This is a genomic window from Vallitalea maricola, assembly GCF_036985595.1.
Taxonomy (GTDB): Bacteria; Bacillota; Clostridia; order Lachnospirales; family Vallitaleaceae; genus Vallitalea; species Vallitalea maricola.
On record NZ_BTPU01000053.1, the window covers coordinates 1 to 16,726 of the forward strand.

The window sequence follows — 16,726 nt, forward strand, 5'->3', positions numbered from 1 at the left end:
AACTATTTGTATTAGGTACATCTACTAGATATGGTACTTCTAAAAAATCGAATAGCTCTAAATCACCTGTTTTAGATTTGAAGTGACAGAAGTATTTTACTATATCCTTATTTTCAGAACTGTGAAATGAATGAATACTATTGGAAGGTATTAGTATGAACTGTCCCGGATGTACTTGAAATTCTACATTATCGACCTTTCCGTATCCTTCCCCTTCAATGATAAAATATATTTTATTAAAATTATCAATTTCATTAATTAACCTCCAATCACTTGTGCAATGATAATATTCTGCATGTATTACTTCAACAATCAACTTGGATAGAATTTCTCTTGCCAGTGCAATATTTGTAACCATTATTATCCCCCCGACTCCTTATTTTACTTAACAATTAAATTAGGACTGTCTCAGTATATTTTAGGTCAATATCCTATAAAGATAACCATAAATATATTTTGTCAGACAGTCCTTATATAATCATACTCTACGCTTTGTCTTGTTTACCAGAATGACTCTATATCATTTAGTCTTTTATTTATTGCTTCCATGAAATAGTAGTCTCCGCAGATCCAGTATAATTCTCTACCATTGGATTGTTTCAATATACCGCTACAATTTATATCTTCATTGATATACTCTTCTGTGGCCAGCTTTTCGATTATCTTATCTGCCCAATCTAATAACTCTTTGTCATCGTCATACTTTGCTATTTCAATAAAAGCACATGCTGCAACTGCTGCTGCTGAAGTATCCTTTGCCTCTACTTGGCCCTCTGGTAATCTGAAATCCCAAACAGGTACAATAGTTTCTTTTATATTCTCTATATATTTCTCTGCAAGCTTTTTGGAAGCCTCAAGATATTTCTCATTATGTGTATAACCATAAGCTATGGCAAAACCATATATTGCCCATGTTGCACCTCTTGCCCAATAGGATTCATCAGAATAACCGCAATAATTAGTTCCGCCAATAGGTTCTCCTGTTTTCTCATCGAATCTATAGGCATGATAAACTGAATAGTCATCCCTAATAAAATATTTTAGTGTCATATCAGCATGAGCATTAGCAATATTAGCGAAATACATATTACCTGTAACCTCTGTTGCCCAATATAATAATGGTATGTTCATCATACTGTCGATTATAGCTAACCCTTTACTTTCTGTGAAGAAATGGTTTTTTGAAAGTTCTTCTGATACATATTCAGGTATCTTATCATCAAGTCTTCCCCATGCCCTAATATAATTACCTTTTACCATGAATCTCTTAGCTAGTTCTTCAGCTGCTTTTATCCCTACTCTTTTTTGGTTAACGTCCCCTGTCATTTTGTATAATGCTACAGAATATGGTGAATATAAAAAACCAAGGTCATGCATAGTATTCATAGGTGTGTCAAATATTTTATGATAGTATTCATCATAGAAACCATTTAACCATTTAAGGTATTCTGTATCTTTTGTATCCATATAGGCTAAACAAGCCATACCAGTATAAAATGAAGGTGTCCACACAAATATATGTGATAAATCTAAAAATTCATTATGTACATTTTTTGCGGAAATCTTGAAATAATTACCGTCTTCGCAAGCTGAATATTCTCTCAGGTTATCTTTTATTATATTCATGTTATTCAACGTCTTATTGTTACAAAGCTTTTTCAGTTGTTCCAATCTATCTTTTGTCATTGCAATATTACCCCTTCCTTTTTACTCTTTTATCGGTTTTTTTATAATAGAATCTATATCTAATTGTCTCTCTTCTTTATTTATTACTAATATATCGTTACTAGTTCTTACAAAAACAGGTGCTCCTTGGAATTTGTATTTTTCATCAATACTTCTATTTCCAGGAATCCAACCCATATCGACTCCAAATTTATTATTATCTTTTCTTCCATAAATCTTATATATTTCGTTAGAATAATAATCCTTGATAGCCCAATGAGTATTGTCTTCAACCCAAATACAATTATCTCCTAATAATACTGCTGTTTTATCATATTCCTTGTTGAATTCATTCCAGAATTCCTCATTAATTAAATCTGCACTTTCTATTAGATACAAGAAATCATGAGCATGCCAAGCTGTACAAGGAGCCACATCCTGCTCTGCTTTCCAACCTGTTGCGGATACAAAGTATCCTCGTTTTGTTTGATAGAATGCATATGTTTCGTTACTTTCTTCAACAAATTTTCTTATTTCTTGGCTTTCATGATATTGTAAACATTTTGACATACCCAATATGGTCATACCCATTCCAGCGATTAACATTGGCTCATCTAGTCTTTCCCATTTACCATTAACTTTGTAGTACATTTTATGTAATCTTCTTTTCCCATTTTCATCTACCCAAGAAGATCTAACTATCTGCTTACATATCGCAACAGCTTGGTCCAAAAATCTTTTTTCATTATATTGTTCATAAGCTTCAATAAGTGGACATATCATTAATCCATAATATTCTGTTGGCTCAACAACATCATTTTGCTCAAAACATATATTTCTGTATGTAGCCACGCTTTCCTCATCTGGGAAACCTGTTCTATGGAAATTTTTTATCATGAAATCTATATCTTCTGGTAATTCATCTTTGAAACGGTAATCATCAAATGCCTTCTGGAAAATTAATTTACTCCATATTCTTGCATAATCCTGATTGCAACAGCTATCATTTGATGGTCTTCCTTTTCCCCATCCATATGTACCTATTAAATTCTTTAAAATAGCTTTTTTGATTAATTCCAGTTTATCACTGCTTAAATATTCTTTACCATAATATGCTGTTAGTCCTAATGATATATTTGCAACTGCATTATGTATCAGACCACTTTGTAATGTTTCTCCTACTTGAAATCCCACGTGCTTGTATTGACTGTTTTCCTGAAAAGAAGTAGCTTGAAATTCGATAAGAACATCCAACAGTTCTTTTGCTTCATTGTTCATTTTTTTTGATAGTGCACAAGCTACTCCTGCTAAAAATGGGGCTGCAAAAGTACTATGCCCACAAGTAAAATCTTGTAATCTGTATGGATTGCTTCCCCATACAGAATGATTATGAAAACCGTATATGGCTCCATTATCTTGTACCCAAGATTTTATCCAATTACCCAGTGAACCTGCATTTATTTTAATATTTTCTACCATCTCATTCACCTCTGATTAGTTGATAATCTATTAGATTATTTTAATATTTACTAAGTTAACTAAATTATAGAATCAGGGTAAACAAAATAAAACCCTAAATAATTGACATTTAGGGTTCATTATAAACTTAAAAAATATTATCCTATTTATTTTAATTTTATTCTTTATGTTACAATAGACATTGATGAATTAAGAGTAACACACTTTTGCTATTCTGGATTAATCCTTATATTTATTAAGTGGAATATGACAATATCCATTAGGATTTTTATCAAGGTATTTTTGATGATATTCTTCTGCATTGAAGAAGTTTTTTAATGGTTCTATTACGGTCACTATAGGTGAATCATATTTTTCCTGTTCTCTGTTTCTGGAATCTTCTATTATCTTTTTATCATCTTCATTGGTATAAAAAATTCCAGTACCATATTGTGAACCTATATCTGGTCCTTGCCTATCTTTAACAGTTGGTTCTACAATTTCCCAATAAGCTTCCAACAACTTATCAAGACCTATTATCATATCATCATATTCAACATATACAGCTTCATAATGTCCTGTTGTAGAGGTACATACTTGTTCATAAGTGGGACTTACTACATTACCGTTAGCATAACCTACTTTTGTAAATGTTACACCATCCAATAGATTAAAATAGGCTTCAATTCCCCAAAAACAACCTCCTGCAAATACAATTGTATTCATAATAATTTCCTTTCTTAACAATAAAATATAATGTTCAAGTTATTATCAAAATGATTGAGTTTTATAATCAACTTAAATTTACATTTATAGATATTATTATTGTATATGGTAATTATTATTCCGTCAATAAATGATATTCCAGTTTCCTATCCTATATATTTGCACAAGCCAATATTATTCATCTATCTACTGCTATTTGGAAAGTGAATTAGGGTTTATTACTATAATTTTATAAACCGAACATTTTTTCTTTTAGTTCTAGATAGTATAAGTAATCTTCTTCTTTAACGTTGGGTGGACATCTGTGGTCGCAAAATGGTATGTAACCACCTTTTTCAACATATGGGACTAGAGTTTCCATATATGCTTTGATCGCTTCTTTTCCTGCACCTAATTGCATTTTATCGAATCCGCCCATTATTCGTAGTTGTCCTTCGTATTGGTCTAGTAATTCTCCAGGGTGTGAACAGCCGTTGACTTCAAAGGGGAATAAACAATTAATTCCTCCTTCTAATAAATATGGGAGGATAGGTCTAACGTCTCCGTCACAGTCAGTGTACCAGAGGTCTATTCCATATTTCATTAATTTCTTCTTTATTCTTTTGTATCTTGGCATTACTATATCTCGGAAGAATGGTACTGATACTATTGGTCCGTTTTTGAAGCATATGTCTTCCCAGCCAGATGCGAAGTCAAAATCAAAGTGTGGTAAAACTTGGTCTAGGAAATCTTCTACTAATAGGCAACATGTCTCTACCATATCTTCAACCATGTCTGGATAATCGTAGCAAGCGTAAGCTAATCCTTCAAAAGTTAGCATATCTCGAATTTTCCCAATCATGGAGCCGCAACCGACTCCTAGTGGATAATCTCTATCAATGGGGTGTTGTTTTTTTAATGATTCTATATCAATGATTCTTTTGGGGTCATCCCTTCGAAATCTTTCTTCTTTACATTTTTTCCAGTCTTCGGGTGTGACAATAGTAGCTTTTATGAAATGAGGTATAGTATCGTGAGCATCTTTTGGTATTTCTGCCAGTAATCCATCTTCATTAATTAAGATATTGGTTGCTTCTCTTTGTTCAATAATTTTACGTTCAAAGGCAGGACTCATCCACGTGTTTCCATTGATACAAGCAAATTTGTCGAAATTGAAAAAGATATCTGCTTGTTCGTTACTGGTGATATTATTGTCTTTGAATAATTTCCATTGTTCAAAGTTTTCATCCCAATAACCGAATTCCATATTGAAACATCTGTCCACAGGTTTGTAGTGCATTTGATTATTGAATCTTTCCCTATCAGTCATTGTTCCTTTCCATTTATCCTTTATAGGTTTTAATTGCATAATATTCCCTCCTACAATAACTAGTTTACAATCATCTATAATATGCATTATAATATATATTAGGTGGGATTTCATGATATTAAATGATATAAAAATATAATAATATTGAACCTGTAATGAATATTAATTAATAATGATATGTTGATAAGATATTGAATTAGTTAGAAGGTGAATCATAAAAATGGAAAGTTTGTATGGTCTAAAAAATAATTCTTGGTCAAAGCATCATTATATTAGTCGGAGAGCTTCTTCTATATTTTATGAACTACAATCTGGTGGAAAGTTCAATTGTTCTCCTGATTATAGAACAGACCGTAATAATCATAATACAATGTTATTATTGTTAACAATAAAAGGGGTTGGATATCTGGATTATAGGAACAAGCATTATAAGTTGACTGAGAATACAGGATTTATAATAGATTGTTCAGAACATCAGATATATTATTCGGATAAACATGATCTCTGGAATATGGTTTGGATTCATTTTAATGGGTGTCAAAGTAAAGCTTATGTACAAGAAATATTGCATAGGATGGGACCTGTTTTTGAAGATAGAGATCATAGTATAAGGAATATGATTTTTGCTGTACTTAGTCTCCTTGAGAGTCAAGATAGAAATATGGATATGCTGTTTTCTAAGCATATAGTTAATATAATGAGTAGTATTATAATGACAGGTATACGAGAAGGATATGATACTGTCAAAGAGGATATTATTGATGAAGTGATATCTTATATTAAGATGAACCTTAGTAAGAATATTCAGTTAGAGGATTTATGTAGGTTTGTTGGAGTAAGTAAATCTTATTTGATAAGAAAATTCAAGAATGTGACAGGCTATAGTCCTTACGAATATATATTACTTCAGAAATTATCTGAAGCAAAAGTTTTATTGATTCATTCAGATAAGAGAATTCACGAGATAAGTTTATCAGTAGGCTTTGAGAGTGTCAGCCATTTTATAAAGTATTTCAAAAAAATAGAGGGGATAACCCCTCTGAAATATAGACAAATATGGTCTTGATTATTTACCGTAAACTGGTCCAAAATTATTACATGCTCTGTAGTCTGCACCTTGTAAATCGTCAAGTCCGAATGCACCCCAAGTTTTAGGTCTGAAGATTCTTTCTTCTGGTACATTGTGCATAGCTACAGGTATTCTTAACATAGATGCTAGTGTGATCAGGTCACCACCAATATGTCCGTAACTTATGGCACCGTGATTAGCTCCCCAGTTGTTCATTACAGAATATACATCTTTGAAAGCACCTTTGCCTGTTAAGTTTGGTGCAAACCAAGTTGTTGGCCAAGTTGGGTCAGTTCTCATGTTAAGTACATCATGAATGTCTTTATCAAGGTCAATAGTATAACCTTCTGCTATTTGTAGAACAGGTCCAAGACCTTTTATCATATTAACTCTTGCCATTGTTACAGGCATTTCACCATCTGTTTTAAATGTTGAAGAATATCCGCCGCCTCTAAAGTATCCTAAGCTTGCTGGTCCCCAAGTAGTGACATCTAAACATTTTTTAGTTTCATCTTCAGTAATTTCCCAGAATGGTTTCATTGCTGGTTTTCCATCTCTTGATTGTTGTCCTGTTGCATCAAGAGTAGTAGAACCTGAATTGATTAAGTGGATAATTCCGTTAGCACCTTTGCCTGATAATTCTTTTCCAGTAACACGTTTTACTGAATCAGGACTCCAATAAGTTCTTACATCTGAGAATATCTGAGCTGTTCCAGTAAGTAAATGTCCAAATAACATTGGTACTGCATTCAAGCAGTCATTTTCTGTAGCGAATACAAATGCTTCTCTAATACCATTCCAATCAAAGGATGAATTAAGGATTGTTTCCATGAAGTCACCATTAGGCATGAAATCTGTCCATTGTCTTTGACCTTGGAATCCACCAGCTATTGCATTATGTCCACATGATTCTTCAATATAACCTAACTCTGCTAGACGAGGGTTACCAACCATTAAATCTTTTGCTATAAGAGTCATCTTAACAACAGTTTCCCATTCTTGGTCTTTCTGCTCTCTAGTATGTATCAATTCCTTATCGTTACGGTCTTCACCTTCAACACAATTTTCTTTTACCCATTTGATAGCTTTTTCGTATTCAACTGGATCATATATCTTATTATCTATACGTCTAATGAATTCAGACATATCAACATATTCATTTCTCATACCAAGATAATCTTTGAAAAATGCTGGATTAACTACAGAACCTGCAATTCCCATTGAAACACTTCCAAGAGATAAATATGATTTACCTTTCATATTAGCAACAGCTAATCCTGCTTTTGTAAATTGTAATAATTTTTCTTTTACATCTTCTGGTATTGTTGTATCTTCTGCATCTTGAACGTCTTTTCCATATATTCCGAATGCTGGAATACCTATTTGGTCATAACCCGCTAATGCTGCTGCAAGATATACTGCTCCTGGACGTTCAGTTCCGTTAAATCCCCAAACAGCTTTTGGTGTTGATGGATCCATATCAAGTGTCTCAGTTCCATAACACCAGCAACGAGTTACAGTGATAGATACTCCAACTCCTTCTGCTGCGAATTTATCAGCACATTTTGCTGACTCAGCTACCCCACCTATAGTTGTATCAGCTATAACACACTCTACTGGTAAACCGTTAGGATGGCGAAGATTCATTTCTAAAAACTCTTTGACGCTTTTTGCCATATCCATTGTTTGATCTTCAAGGGATTCTCTAACCCCATTACGTCTACCATCAATTGTTGGTCTAATTCCTATCTTTGGCATTCTGCCTTGTAACCTATTTGTACCTGTCATAAAATATTCCTCCTTAAAATTTATTAACCTTAACCCCTTTAATAAAGGGGTAGTACGAGATTGAAATTAATATGAAACAACTATAGTAATCGTTTACTATGAATACAAAAAATATAAGAATATACATCTTTTATATATACTTTGTTTCATTATATGACACTTAAATATATGTCATACACTAGTTAATATAAAAATAAAAGAAATCAATTACACAATGTATAGTAATCGTTTTCTTTTATTATATAATCTTTTTATTATTTTATCAAGTCATTTATCCACAAAATACATAAAAAATCATATATAATGATTAAAAAGATAAAGGCAATAAATGTAACATAGTGATTATCATTATATATGATTTTAATACTTTTATGTTTTCCACTTAATAGTCCTTTTGATACATCTAATAGATAATCAAGCAAAATAGACAAATTTTAAATATACATTATCATATCATACCAAACTGCTCCTCCATGTACAGACTCAGACAACCCTAAACTGGAGAATCCAAATTGCTCGTAAAACCCAATTAAATGTTCTTTACATGTCAATATCAATCCTTTACGGCCTTTTATCATTGCATTATTTATCAAATGTCTCATCAATCTTCCTGCAATTCCCTGATGCTGATATTCTGGTATTACATCAAGACCAAATATGCTCTGATACGTTCCATCGCTAATATGCAATCCAGCATTTTCAAACATTTCGTCTCGAATTGTTCTCTCGTTTGTGACGGCTCCATTAATAAATCCTACAATTCTACCATCCTTCTCTGCCACAAAAAAACTTTCTGGAAATGTATCTATTCTGCTGGTAATAGTCTCCTTATCTGCAGCCTCTGCCGCTTGAAAACAAATTGCCTCAATTTCAACTATGGCATATAAATCCTCTTTTCGGACTTGCCTAATCATATCCATCATACTGCACAACCTTTCTTTTTTATATGCACTCAGCTTTTCCTTCCAACATCATTTTTACTATTTCTTTATCTGTCTGACGCATTCCTTCACGGCCCAAACGACCAACGTTCTTAATGGTAGCTTCAACCCCTTTGGTTACAATACCATCACCACTTTTAAATTCCTGGCCATTTTTATACATATGATATCCTACGATACCAGCTTCAACACTGGAAGCAATTTTTGCAGCACAAGAAGGTTTTGCTCCATCACAGATGATTCCGGATACTATAGCAAGAGAATTAACCAATGTATGTGCTATTTCATCATAGCCACCTCCTTGCAGGTAGGCAATACCACATCCTGCTGCACAACCTGCACTAACAGCCCCACAATAAGCGGACAGTCTTCCAATACCTGTTTTTTGATGTACTGCAATTAGATTTGAAATCACAAGTGCTCGATATAGCGTCTCCTTTGATACCGACAATTCCTTTGCATACTCTATAACTGGAATAGAAACTGTTATTCCCTGATTTCCACTTCCGGAATTAATGACAACTGGTAACTCACAACCACTCATACGTGCATCTGAACCTGCTGCTGCCTTTGCAATTGCTCTATTTCTTACATCGTTACCATAATATTTAAAATAAGTAGATCCAATGTTCGCACCATAATCTCCAAGTATCCCTTCTTCAGAAATCTGGGTATTATAATAAATCTGCATATCCAATACTTGCCTTACATCATCTATTTCACATGAATCAGCAAAGTCAATTATGTCCTTAATGTTCAAAAGTCTCTTATCCATAAGCCTATTCTTTTCCTGAAATTCATCGTTAAAAGACTCTTGATCCGTATTCTCCAAATCTACTAAAACTTCTCCGTTTTTTTCTACATACACAATATTCGTATGGTAATTACTGATTCTTACCTTAACTGATTCAGCTTTATAAAAAAGAGTTACAATTATATCAAATACTAATCCGTTATCAAGCACTGTTACATTTACTGGCACATCCTTTTGAAACTTCTGCATATCCTCTTTTTGCTTTTCAGACACTTCTGAAATAACTTCAAGCATTTTTTCTGCCTTTCCTCCTACAATACCAGACACAACAGAGGCTTCAATACCCTTCATTCCGTTTGTATTTGGAACAACCACACTCTTGACATTCTTTACAATATTGTCACTGACCCCAATATCTACCCGATCTGGCAAATTACCTAGAACTTCTCTAGCTTTTGCGCCCGCATATGCAATTGCAATAGGTTCTGTACAGCCCATAGCTGGAACTAGTTCTTCCATCAAAATCTGTACATAAGCTACATATCTTCTATCATCTTTATTCATATTATCACTCCACTTCTGTCATTATGAAAATTCTTTATAATTTTATCAAAACATATCAGGCTTATAGAGTAAAATAATAATGGCAAGTCATATTTCATTTTTTATCTTCAAGTATCTCTACAATCGTTTTCTCAGTAGCTACCATACCTGGTGATGCAATCATCCCCATATTTTTCATGGTTTCTTCTGGCGTGGCTCCGTTAATTCCATGTGCATTATAAATATATACACCATTCATCGCCATATTCACTGAAGAATATGCGGCATCCACTGCCACTACTCCTTTCATGGTACAACCCTGATTTCCACCGTCACAAATCATACCGGTTATACTGCTTGCCATATTATTAATTGTCATTACCATATTCTCCTTGTTACCACCTCGAAGATTGACCAGACCACATGCCATACCTGTTCCTGCTGCAATAGCACAGCCACAAAAAGCTGACAATTTTCCAGAATATTCTTTGATATACATACATATCAGATAACTCAATGCCGTTGCCCTTAACAAAGATTCTTCTGAATAATTGTTTACTCTATAGGAGGCAAACAATGGCATAGTGGCAATTATTCCATGTGCCCCTGACCCAGTAATGCTCATCGCTGGTTTTGAAAGCCCAATCACTCGAGCCTCAATAGCAGCGTTACAGAAGAGAGAAGCTGTCTTTTGTTCATCATTAGAAATAATTTCTCCCCCATTTGCTTCAAGCAGATAACGTGCAAATGTAGTTTTATTGCTATTAATACCTTCCAATAATAGCTCCCAATTCAAATCATAAGCCTCTTTAATGAATTGAATTTCATCCAGAGATACAGTGTTTGCATAGTCGTAAAATTGCTCTAATGTATATTTATGAATCAGGTGATCATTTTCCATTTGATTCCCCACTGGTTGTTTTTTAACATATATAACCTTTCCATTCTCTGTAATTTTAACAATATTGGTATGGGTATCCCGTATTGTAACTGTTGCCTGGGAATCTTCACCCATAACTTTTGCTTCTATGAAAATTTGACTGGATATCTCACTCATATCTACAACAATTTTCCCTTGTTCAACAAGCTGCTTTGCTTTTTTCGCTTCCTCCTTAGAGATGCCTTCTAAACATTCCAGACCCTTTTTGGGATCAGCAGCTACTGCTCCCAATGCTGCCGCATGATAATTACCGACCTCATCGCTACCTGGAATACCACAAGTAAACGCATTTTTATACATACCGCTATTCATCCTTAAAAAAACTTTCTCTACATTACCTTTTATCAGACATCTTGCGGTAGACACTGCTAGAGCAATTGCTCCAGGCTCTGTCACTCCCAGTGCCGGTCTCATATCTTCTTTAATTAACTGGGACAATATGTGCATATTCTTCCTCCTCTAGTATATATAATCATAGCAAAAAGCTATGTTAATTATTATGTTACATACTATTTACTTTTCTTATATGGATACTTTTTGTATCTTTTAAATTCATATTTGTTATGTTATACTAAACAATAAGTTATAATGATTTCATTTGAAAGGACAGAACAAAGGATGGATTTTGGACTCAATATTGAGCAAAAACAACTAACTTCATATAAAACAATTTTGTCTTCCGAGATTCTTCAAATGCCTTATACGGACTTAGAACAATATCTATACGAGCAAACATTAGATAATCCCATACTTGATATAATGCCTGCATATATAAAAAACACCGATCCCGCAATTCAGGAAATCAATCAATGGATTAGTTCACATGATGAACCTGACCGTTATTACAAAAAGAATTTTGAATCCAGCAATGATAGAACTGTAAATTGGGTTGAAGCTCAAGAAATTAAAGAGACTCTACAAAATCATCTGTGGAGTCAACTACTCACCCGTTTCTGGCCAAATAACTGGGAAACTCCCCTTCGTTATATTCTTGATAGCCTAGATGAAAAAGGTTACTTTACAGACTCACTGGAATTACTTACTAAACAATATTCCATTTCCATAGATCAAGCAGAAGAAATGCTGACTTTGGTTCAAAGCTTGGATCCTGCCGGTATTGGTGCACGAGATCTTGAAGAGTGTTTATGTCTGCAATTAAGACGCCAAGGAATTCTAACTTCTGATTTTCAAACTTTTATTCATTCCAACTTGAATTTGATAATAAAAAACCAACTTGCTGCCATCACACGAAATACAGGACTTCCACTAGATACTGTTAAGAATTACTTTAACATAATTCAAAATTTAAATCCATGGCCAGGGGCTCTTTTTTCCTCTTTTGAAGAAACATTATACGTTACACCTGATGTTACAATCAGTAACACCGAAAACGGATTTGAAATTCAGTTAAATGATTCCATCATTCCTAAAATTATATTCAACGACTACTATATCAAACTCTATCAGGAAAATGAAAACAGCGAAGTTCACGAGTATCTTCAAAAGAAAATCCAACAAGCCAAACTTCTTGAGCAATGTATCCAACAACGTTTTTCTACACTTACCTCCATTATCAAGACGTTATTAAACATGCAGCAAGAATTTTTCCATAATGGTCCTAGTTATTTAAAGCCTTTAAAACAATCAGATATCGCGGATATTCTTGGAGTCCATGTATCAACTATAAGTCGAGCATGTAACCAAAAGTATTTAAGATGTTCCTGGGGGACTTTTCTATTGAATTATTTTTTTGTAAGAGCAACTTCTGTTACCAAATCTGCTTCAACTACTTCACTTGTAACTACCTTGGATGTTAAACAGGCTCTGTGCAAACTCATTGAACAAGAAGACAAATCAAAACCTTATAGTGACCGAATCTTAGCCGAATTACTTTCCGAACAAGGATTCCAAATCTCACGCCGAACTATTACTAAATATCGCAAAGAACTATCAATACCCGGAACCCCCGTTCGGAAAATTTACTAATTGGATTTTTTATTTAACACTATCTTTATATCAAAAGTTATCGTTCCATCTTCACAAATAAAACAAGGTAACCCGAGTCTATCTGTACCATGAATTTCTGCATAAGCTTCGCTAGTTTCCCTCAATTTCAAATATTGCTTCAGATCTGCATGACAAGACAAGATGTCCTTAAAATCTGTCTCAATATTTGCTTCCGCAAGTTGATTGATTGCCCACAAAGTATCTGGACACAAATGACTTCCTATCACTTTAGCTTTCATTATTATTCCCTCCAACTCTAATTTTGATGTTGACCATGTTATTTTAATGCAATAGCTTCAATTTCACACAAAACTCCTTTTGGAAGCGTCTTTACTGCCACACAACTACGGGCTGGTTTTGATATGAAATAATTGGCATAAACCTCATTGAAGGCAGCAAAATCTGCCATATCTGATAGAAAACAGGTAGTCTTGAATACCTTTTCCATTTTACTTTTAGCTGATTCTAAAATCGCTTTTACATTTATACAGCTTTGCTCTGCTTGGGCTGTTATACCTTCTGGAACTGTACCATCATCTGGATTTACTGGAATCTGACCGGATGTATAAATGATCCCATTCACCTCAAATGCCTGAGAATAGGGACCAATTGCACCAGGTGCCTTCTCTGTATTTATTACTTTCATATTAAAATCCTCCTTTAATTCTGAATATTAATAATATTGTTCTTTTTTATGAAACGGGCGAGTTCTCTGACAATACTCCCCGCCTCATTTGCATAATAATATCAATTAAGACTAGTGCTAATTAAATAGCTTTTTTAGTCAACCAATTTTTCCCTTCGACCACACGAGTAACCATCATTGATGCAATGGTGTCACCTGAGGCATTAAGGCAGGTGGCTGGTGGATCAACTAAAAACCCAATGGTAGCAATAAGTGGAAATGCTTCTGCCGGAAATCCAAACAAACTTACAATCAACATCTCTCCTACAAGACCACCTCCAGGTGCCCCGGAGAGAACAAAAGCACTCAAAATTGCTACAACGATAGACATTGCATAAGTTCCTACTCCTGCATATGGAATCTGGAATATTCCAAATAGAAAAGCTATCTTTGTAATTGATGAAAGCACAGATCCATCCATATGCATCGTTGCTCCCATAGGAAGCACAATATTACTGATATCTTCCGAAACTCCAATTTTTTTACAGGCTTCCATATTTACTGGAAGAGTTGCCACAGAACTCTGTGTACCAAAGGCTGTTATAGCGGGATTTAAAATATTTTGTAGCATCCTTTTTACACCAAGTTTCCCTCCTGCAAGGTATGCATAAATCGGAAAGAATACTACTGCATATACAAGACATAACGGGTAATAGACTAATACCACACGTCCATAGTCCCCAATAAGTTGAGGTCCAAACTCACCTACCAGATTAGCAAAATATGCACCAAGACCTATTGGAGCTAATTTCATAATCATACTAACCATCTTCATAATAACTTTATTAAGATTATTTAAAAGTTTACCTACCGGGCTTTCTTCTCCACCTGTTGCTGCTACTGCCAAACCAGTCATTATCGCAAACACAATAATCGGCAACATATTCTTCCTACTAAGAAGACCCGCAAAATCATTAACAGTCACTGTTTTAACAATCATGGAACCGATACTAGTAGCTTCCTCCATCTCTGCACTGCCCATTGAAATGGTTGTATTAGCTGCTGGTGGAAAAATATTTACCGTTACCAATACCAACACTGAAGCAATTAATCCAGTTGCGATAAAAATCAGCACCAAACTTCCAAGAATCTTGCCCAATCGTTTCATATTCAACATACTACCCACTGCGCTTGTGATGGACACAAATACCATTGGGACAACGATTGTAAACATAAGGTTAATAAAAATATCCCCAAGTGGTGCAAGAACTGTTGCTTTTTTCCCCATAACCGCACCAATAATAGCTCCTGTAACAATACCCGCCAATAGAATCAGCGGAAAACGATAGCTTTTCCAGACTTCTTTCTTGTTCATATCTTTTTCCTCCGTTTCATTAAAGTAATTGCTGATTTTCTTCTAACCCCAAAGTTTTTTTACACTAAATTCATCTCATCTTTACATTTCCAATTTATTAATCTTCTAAGTTGTCAACAGCATCTTTAAGCTGTTTGAGTGCTATTTTCAATGTTTCTCGTGGACAAGCAGCATTTAGACGCATGAAACCTGACAGACTTCGTCCAAAAGTATACCCTTCATTCAAACCAATTTTTGCTTTGTTAATCATGAAATCTCGAAGCTCCTCATTATTCATTCCAAGTTCACGGCAATCCAGCCAAACCAGATAAGTAGCATCTGGTAAATTGGGTTTAATCTTAGGTATGTAAGCATTACAATATTCCACAATAAAATCGAAATTCCCTGAAATATATTCCAAAACTTGTTCCAACCACTCTTCTCCCTCTCTATACGCCGCTTCCATTGCAACTGAACTGAATGCATTGTTCCTATGAACATCCATATTTCCCCAGAAATTGTCAAATGCTCTCTTCATTTCCAGATTCGGAAAAATGGTGGTAGAAGCCTGTAATCCAGCTAGATTAAACGTCTTGGTTACAGACACACATGTAATAATGCTGTCTGCTATCTCTTTAGAAATTGTAGCAGTACGCGTATGATTTTTTTCATGAAAAATTAAATCAGAATGAATTTCATCAGATATCATTAATACATCATTAGCAATACAGATTTCAGCCATTTTTTTAAGTTCTTCTGGTTTCCATACAATCCCCAATGGATTATGTGGGCTACAAAGCATGAAAATTTTACAATCCTTAACCTTCTTTTCAAAATCCTCAAAATCAATAACCCATGTTCCATTTTTCTCTACTAATTGATTTTCTACAACTATACGATTCAATGCCTCTGTAATGTCATAAAACTCGGAATATACAGGAGTCTGAATCATAAGCTTATCTCCCTCATTAGTAAAAATCTTAATAATTGCTGACATTGCTGGAACAACGCCTAAACTCCAACTCATTAGAGATGTATCTGGTGCCCAATTGTACTTCTTCATCTCCCACTCTTTTACCGCTTCAAAGTAACTTTCTGGCCGTGAAGTGTAGCCCCAGATTCCTTCTTCTGCTTTCTTCATGCAAGCGTTAATAATTGGTTGTGCTGTTTGAAAATCCATATCTGCTACCCAGAGAGGAATTACATCCGACGTTCCAAATTTCTTGACACGTTCATCATATTTAGACGATCTGTTTTTACTACGGTCAATTACTTCATCAAAATTGTACTTCATAAATAAACATCCTCCTTTCTTTCTACCTCTTATCTCTTACACTTATATATAACGCAAATATCGTGCCAAATTTTTAGGAGTACCATATTGTTCCAGATTAACTATTAAATTAATATGTATAACCTTTGTTTGAATTAATTGCTAATGATTTGATAACTCAACATATATTCAATCTTACCCATTTCTTCCTTATCATATAATAAGTTGACTTTTGTTATTTTATTTGCAAGTAAGAATGTATGATTTTCTGTTC

15 protein-coding genes are annotated in these 16,726 nt (G+C 34.2%); 2 read left to right on the plus strand and 13 right to left on the minus strand.

What is annotated here, in order from left to right; translation table 11 throughout:
* The 5 genes from AACQ14_RS15345 to AACQ14_RS15365 form a co-directional block, all read right to left on the minus strand.
* Window positions 1–358 (minus strand): cupin domain-containing protein (locus AACQ14_RS15345; protein WP_339364465.1); only part of this gene is annotated, 358 nt, incomplete at its 3' end.
* 143 nt (window positions 359–501) lie between these two features.
* Window positions 502–1,686, minus strand: coding sequence for a glycoside hydrolase family 88 protein (locus AACQ14_RS15350; protein WP_339364467.1), 1,185 nt, complete (start codon window positions 1,684–1,686; stop codon window positions 502–504).
* A 21-nt stretch (window positions 1,687–1,707) separates the two neighbouring features.
* On the minus strand, window positions 1,708–3,144 hold the full coding sequence (locus tag AACQ14_RS15355; RefSeq protein WP_339364468.1) for a hypothetical protein: 1,437 nt from the start codon (window positions 3,142–3,144) through the stop codon (window positions 1,708–1,710).
* 219 nt (window positions 3,145–3,363) lie between these two features.
* Complete coding sequence (msrA, locus tag AACQ14_RS15360; protein ID WP_339364470.1) at window positions 3,364–3,849, minus strand: peptide-methionine (S)-S-oxide reductase MsrA; 486 nt, start codon at window positions 3,847–3,849, stop codon at window positions 3,364–3,366.
* Between the two features lie 229 nt (window positions 3,850–4,078).
* Window positions 4,079–5,197: a hypothetical protein gene (locus tag AACQ14_RS15365; protein WP_339364471.1), complete on the minus strand. Its 1,119-nt coding sequence runs from the start codon at window positions 5,195–5,197 to the stop codon at window positions 4,079–4,081.
* A gap of 181 nt (window positions 5,198–5,378) precedes the next feature.
* Here AACQ14_RS15365 and AACQ14_RS15370 point away from each other — a divergent pair, with 181 nt between their 5' ends.
* On the plus strand, window positions 5,379–6,224 hold the full coding sequence (locus AACQ14_RS15370) for a helix-turn-helix transcriptional regulator (RefSeq protein ID WP_339364472.1): 846 nt from the start codon (window positions 5,379–5,381) through the stop codon (window positions 6,222–6,224).
* Here the strand turns inward: AACQ14_RS15370 and AACQ14_RS15375 are convergent, their stop codons facing one another.
* From AACQ14_RS15375 to AACQ14_RS15390, 4 genes are all read right to left on the minus strand, one after another.
* Window positions 6,225–8,015, minus strand: coding sequence for an L-fucose isomerase (locus AACQ14_RS15375; protein WP_339364473.1), 1,791 nt, complete (start codon window positions 8,013–8,015; stop codon window positions 6,225–6,227).
* Window positions 8,016–8,449: 434 nt separating this feature from the next.
* Window positions 8,450–8,938: a GNAT family N-acetyltransferase gene (locus AACQ14_RS15380; RefSeq protein WP_339364474.1), complete on the minus strand. Its 489-nt coding sequence runs from the start codon at window positions 8,936–8,938 to the stop codon at window positions 8,450–8,452.
* Between the two features lie 19 nt (window positions 8,939–8,957).
* Window positions 8,958–10,274: an L-cysteine desulfidase family protein gene (locus AACQ14_RS15385; protein WP_339364475.1), complete on the minus strand. Its 1,317-nt coding sequence runs from the start codon at window positions 10,272–10,274 to the stop codon at window positions 8,958–8,960.
* Between the two features lie 94 nt (window positions 10,275–10,368).
* Complete coding sequence (locus AACQ14_RS15390) at window positions 10,369–11,640, minus strand: L-cysteine desulfidase family protein (protein ID WP_339364476.1); 1,272 nt, start codon at window positions 11,638–11,640, stop codon at window positions 10,369–10,371.
* A 141-nt stretch (window positions 11,641–11,781) separates the two neighbouring features.
* On the opposite strand from AACQ14_RS15390, the gene rpoN reads away from it, so the two are divergent.
* On the plus strand, window positions 11,782–13,179 hold the full coding sequence (gene rpoN, locus AACQ14_RS15395; RefSeq protein WP_339364477.1) for an RNA polymerase factor sigma-54: 1,398 nt from the start codon (window positions 11,782–11,784) through the stop codon (window positions 13,177–13,179).
* On the opposite strand, the gene AACQ14_RS15400 is transcribed toward rpoN, so the two are convergent.
* The 4 genes from AACQ14_RS15400 to AACQ14_RS15415 all read right to left on the minus strand — a co-directional run bounded on the left by AACQ14_RS15400 (window position 13,176) and on the right by AACQ14_RS15415 (window position 16,473).
* Complete coding sequence (locus AACQ14_RS15400; RefSeq protein ID WP_339364478.1) at window positions 13,176–13,439, minus strand: glutaredoxin; 264 nt, start codon at window positions 13,437–13,439, stop codon at window positions 13,176–13,178. The genes rpoN and AACQ14_RS15400 overlap by 4 nt on opposite strands.
* A gap of 38 nt (window positions 13,440–13,477) precedes the next feature.
* Window positions 13,478–13,846, minus strand: coding sequence for a RidA family protein (locus AACQ14_RS15405; RefSeq protein ID WP_339364480.1), 369 nt, complete (start codon window positions 13,844–13,846; stop codon window positions 13,478–13,480).
* Window positions 13,847–13,967: 121 nt separating this feature from the next.
* Window positions 13,968–15,200 carry a dicarboxylate/amino acid:cation symporter gene (locus AACQ14_RS15410; protein ID WP_339364481.1) on the minus strand — a complete coding sequence of 411 codons (1,233 nt, stop codon included), beginning with the start codon at window positions 15,198–15,200 and terminating at the stop codon, window positions 13,968–13,970.
* 97 nt (window positions 15,201–15,297) lie between these two features.
* Window positions 15,298–16,473 (minus strand): MalY/PatB family protein, encoded by a 1,176-nt coding sequence (locus tag AACQ14_RS15415; RefSeq protein ID WP_339364482.1) that lies wholly within the window; start codon window positions 16,471–16,473, stop codon window positions 15,298–15,300.
* Window positions 16,474–16,726 lie beyond the last annotated feature (253 nt).

Excerpts from the sequence above, each read along its gene's own strand:
- msrA (WP_339364470.1), bottom strand. The coding sequence starts at position 3,849 with ATGAATACAATTGTATTTGCAGGAGGTTGTTTTTGGGGAATTGAAGCC.
- rpoN (WP_339364477.1), top strand. The coding sequence starts at position 11,782 with ATGATTTCATTTGAAAGGACAGAACAAAGGATGGATTTTGGACTCAAT.
- AACQ14_RS15415 (WP_339364482.1), bottom strand. The coding sequence starts at position 16,473 with ATGAAGTACAATTTTGATGAAGTAATTGACCGTAGTAAAAACAGATCG.
- AACQ14_RS15405 (WP_339364480.1), bottom strand. The coding sequence starts at position 13,846 with ATGAAAGTAATAAATACAGAGAAGGCACCTGGTGCAATTGGTCCCTAT.
- AACQ14_RS15355 (WP_339364468.1), bottom strand. The coding sequence starts at position 3,144 with ATGGTAGAAAATATTAAAATAAATGCAGGTTCACTGGGTAATTGGATA.
- AACQ14_RS15410 (WP_339364481.1), bottom strand. The coding sequence starts at position 15,200 with ATGAACAAGAAAGAAGTCTGGAAAAGCTATCGTTTTCCGCTGATTCTA.
- AACQ14_RS15365 (WP_339364471.1), bottom strand. The coding sequence starts at position 5,197 with ATGCAATTAAAACCTATAAAGGATAAATGGAAAGGAACAATGACTGAT.
- AACQ14_RS15380 (WP_339364474.1), bottom strand. The coding sequence starts at position 8,938 with ATGATGGATATGATTAGGCAAGTCCGAAAAGAGGATTTATATGCCATA.
- AACQ14_RS15370 (WP_339364472.1), top strand. The coding sequence starts at position 5,379 with ATGGAAAGTTTGTATGGTCTAAAAAATAATTCTTGGTCAAAGCATCAT.
- AACQ14_RS15385 (WP_339364475.1), bottom strand. The coding sequence starts at position 10,274 with ATGAATAAAGATGATAGAAGATATGTAGCTTATGTACAGATTTTGATG.
- AACQ14_RS15390 (WP_339364476.1), bottom strand. The coding sequence starts at position 11,640 with ATGCACATATTGTCCCAGTTAATTAAAGAAGATATGAGACCGGCACTG.
- AACQ14_RS15350 (WP_339364467.1), bottom strand. The coding sequence starts at position 1,686 with ATGACAAAAGATAGATTGGAACAACTGAAAAAGCTTTGTAACAATAAG.
- AACQ14_RS15375 (WP_339364473.1), bottom strand. The coding sequence starts at position 8,015 with ATGACAGGTACAAATAGGTTACAAGGCAGAATGCCAAAGATAGGAATT.
- AACQ14_RS15400 (WP_339364478.1), bottom strand. The coding sequence starts at position 13,439 with ATGAAAGCTAAAGTGATAGGAAGTCATTTGTGTCCAGATACTTTGTGG.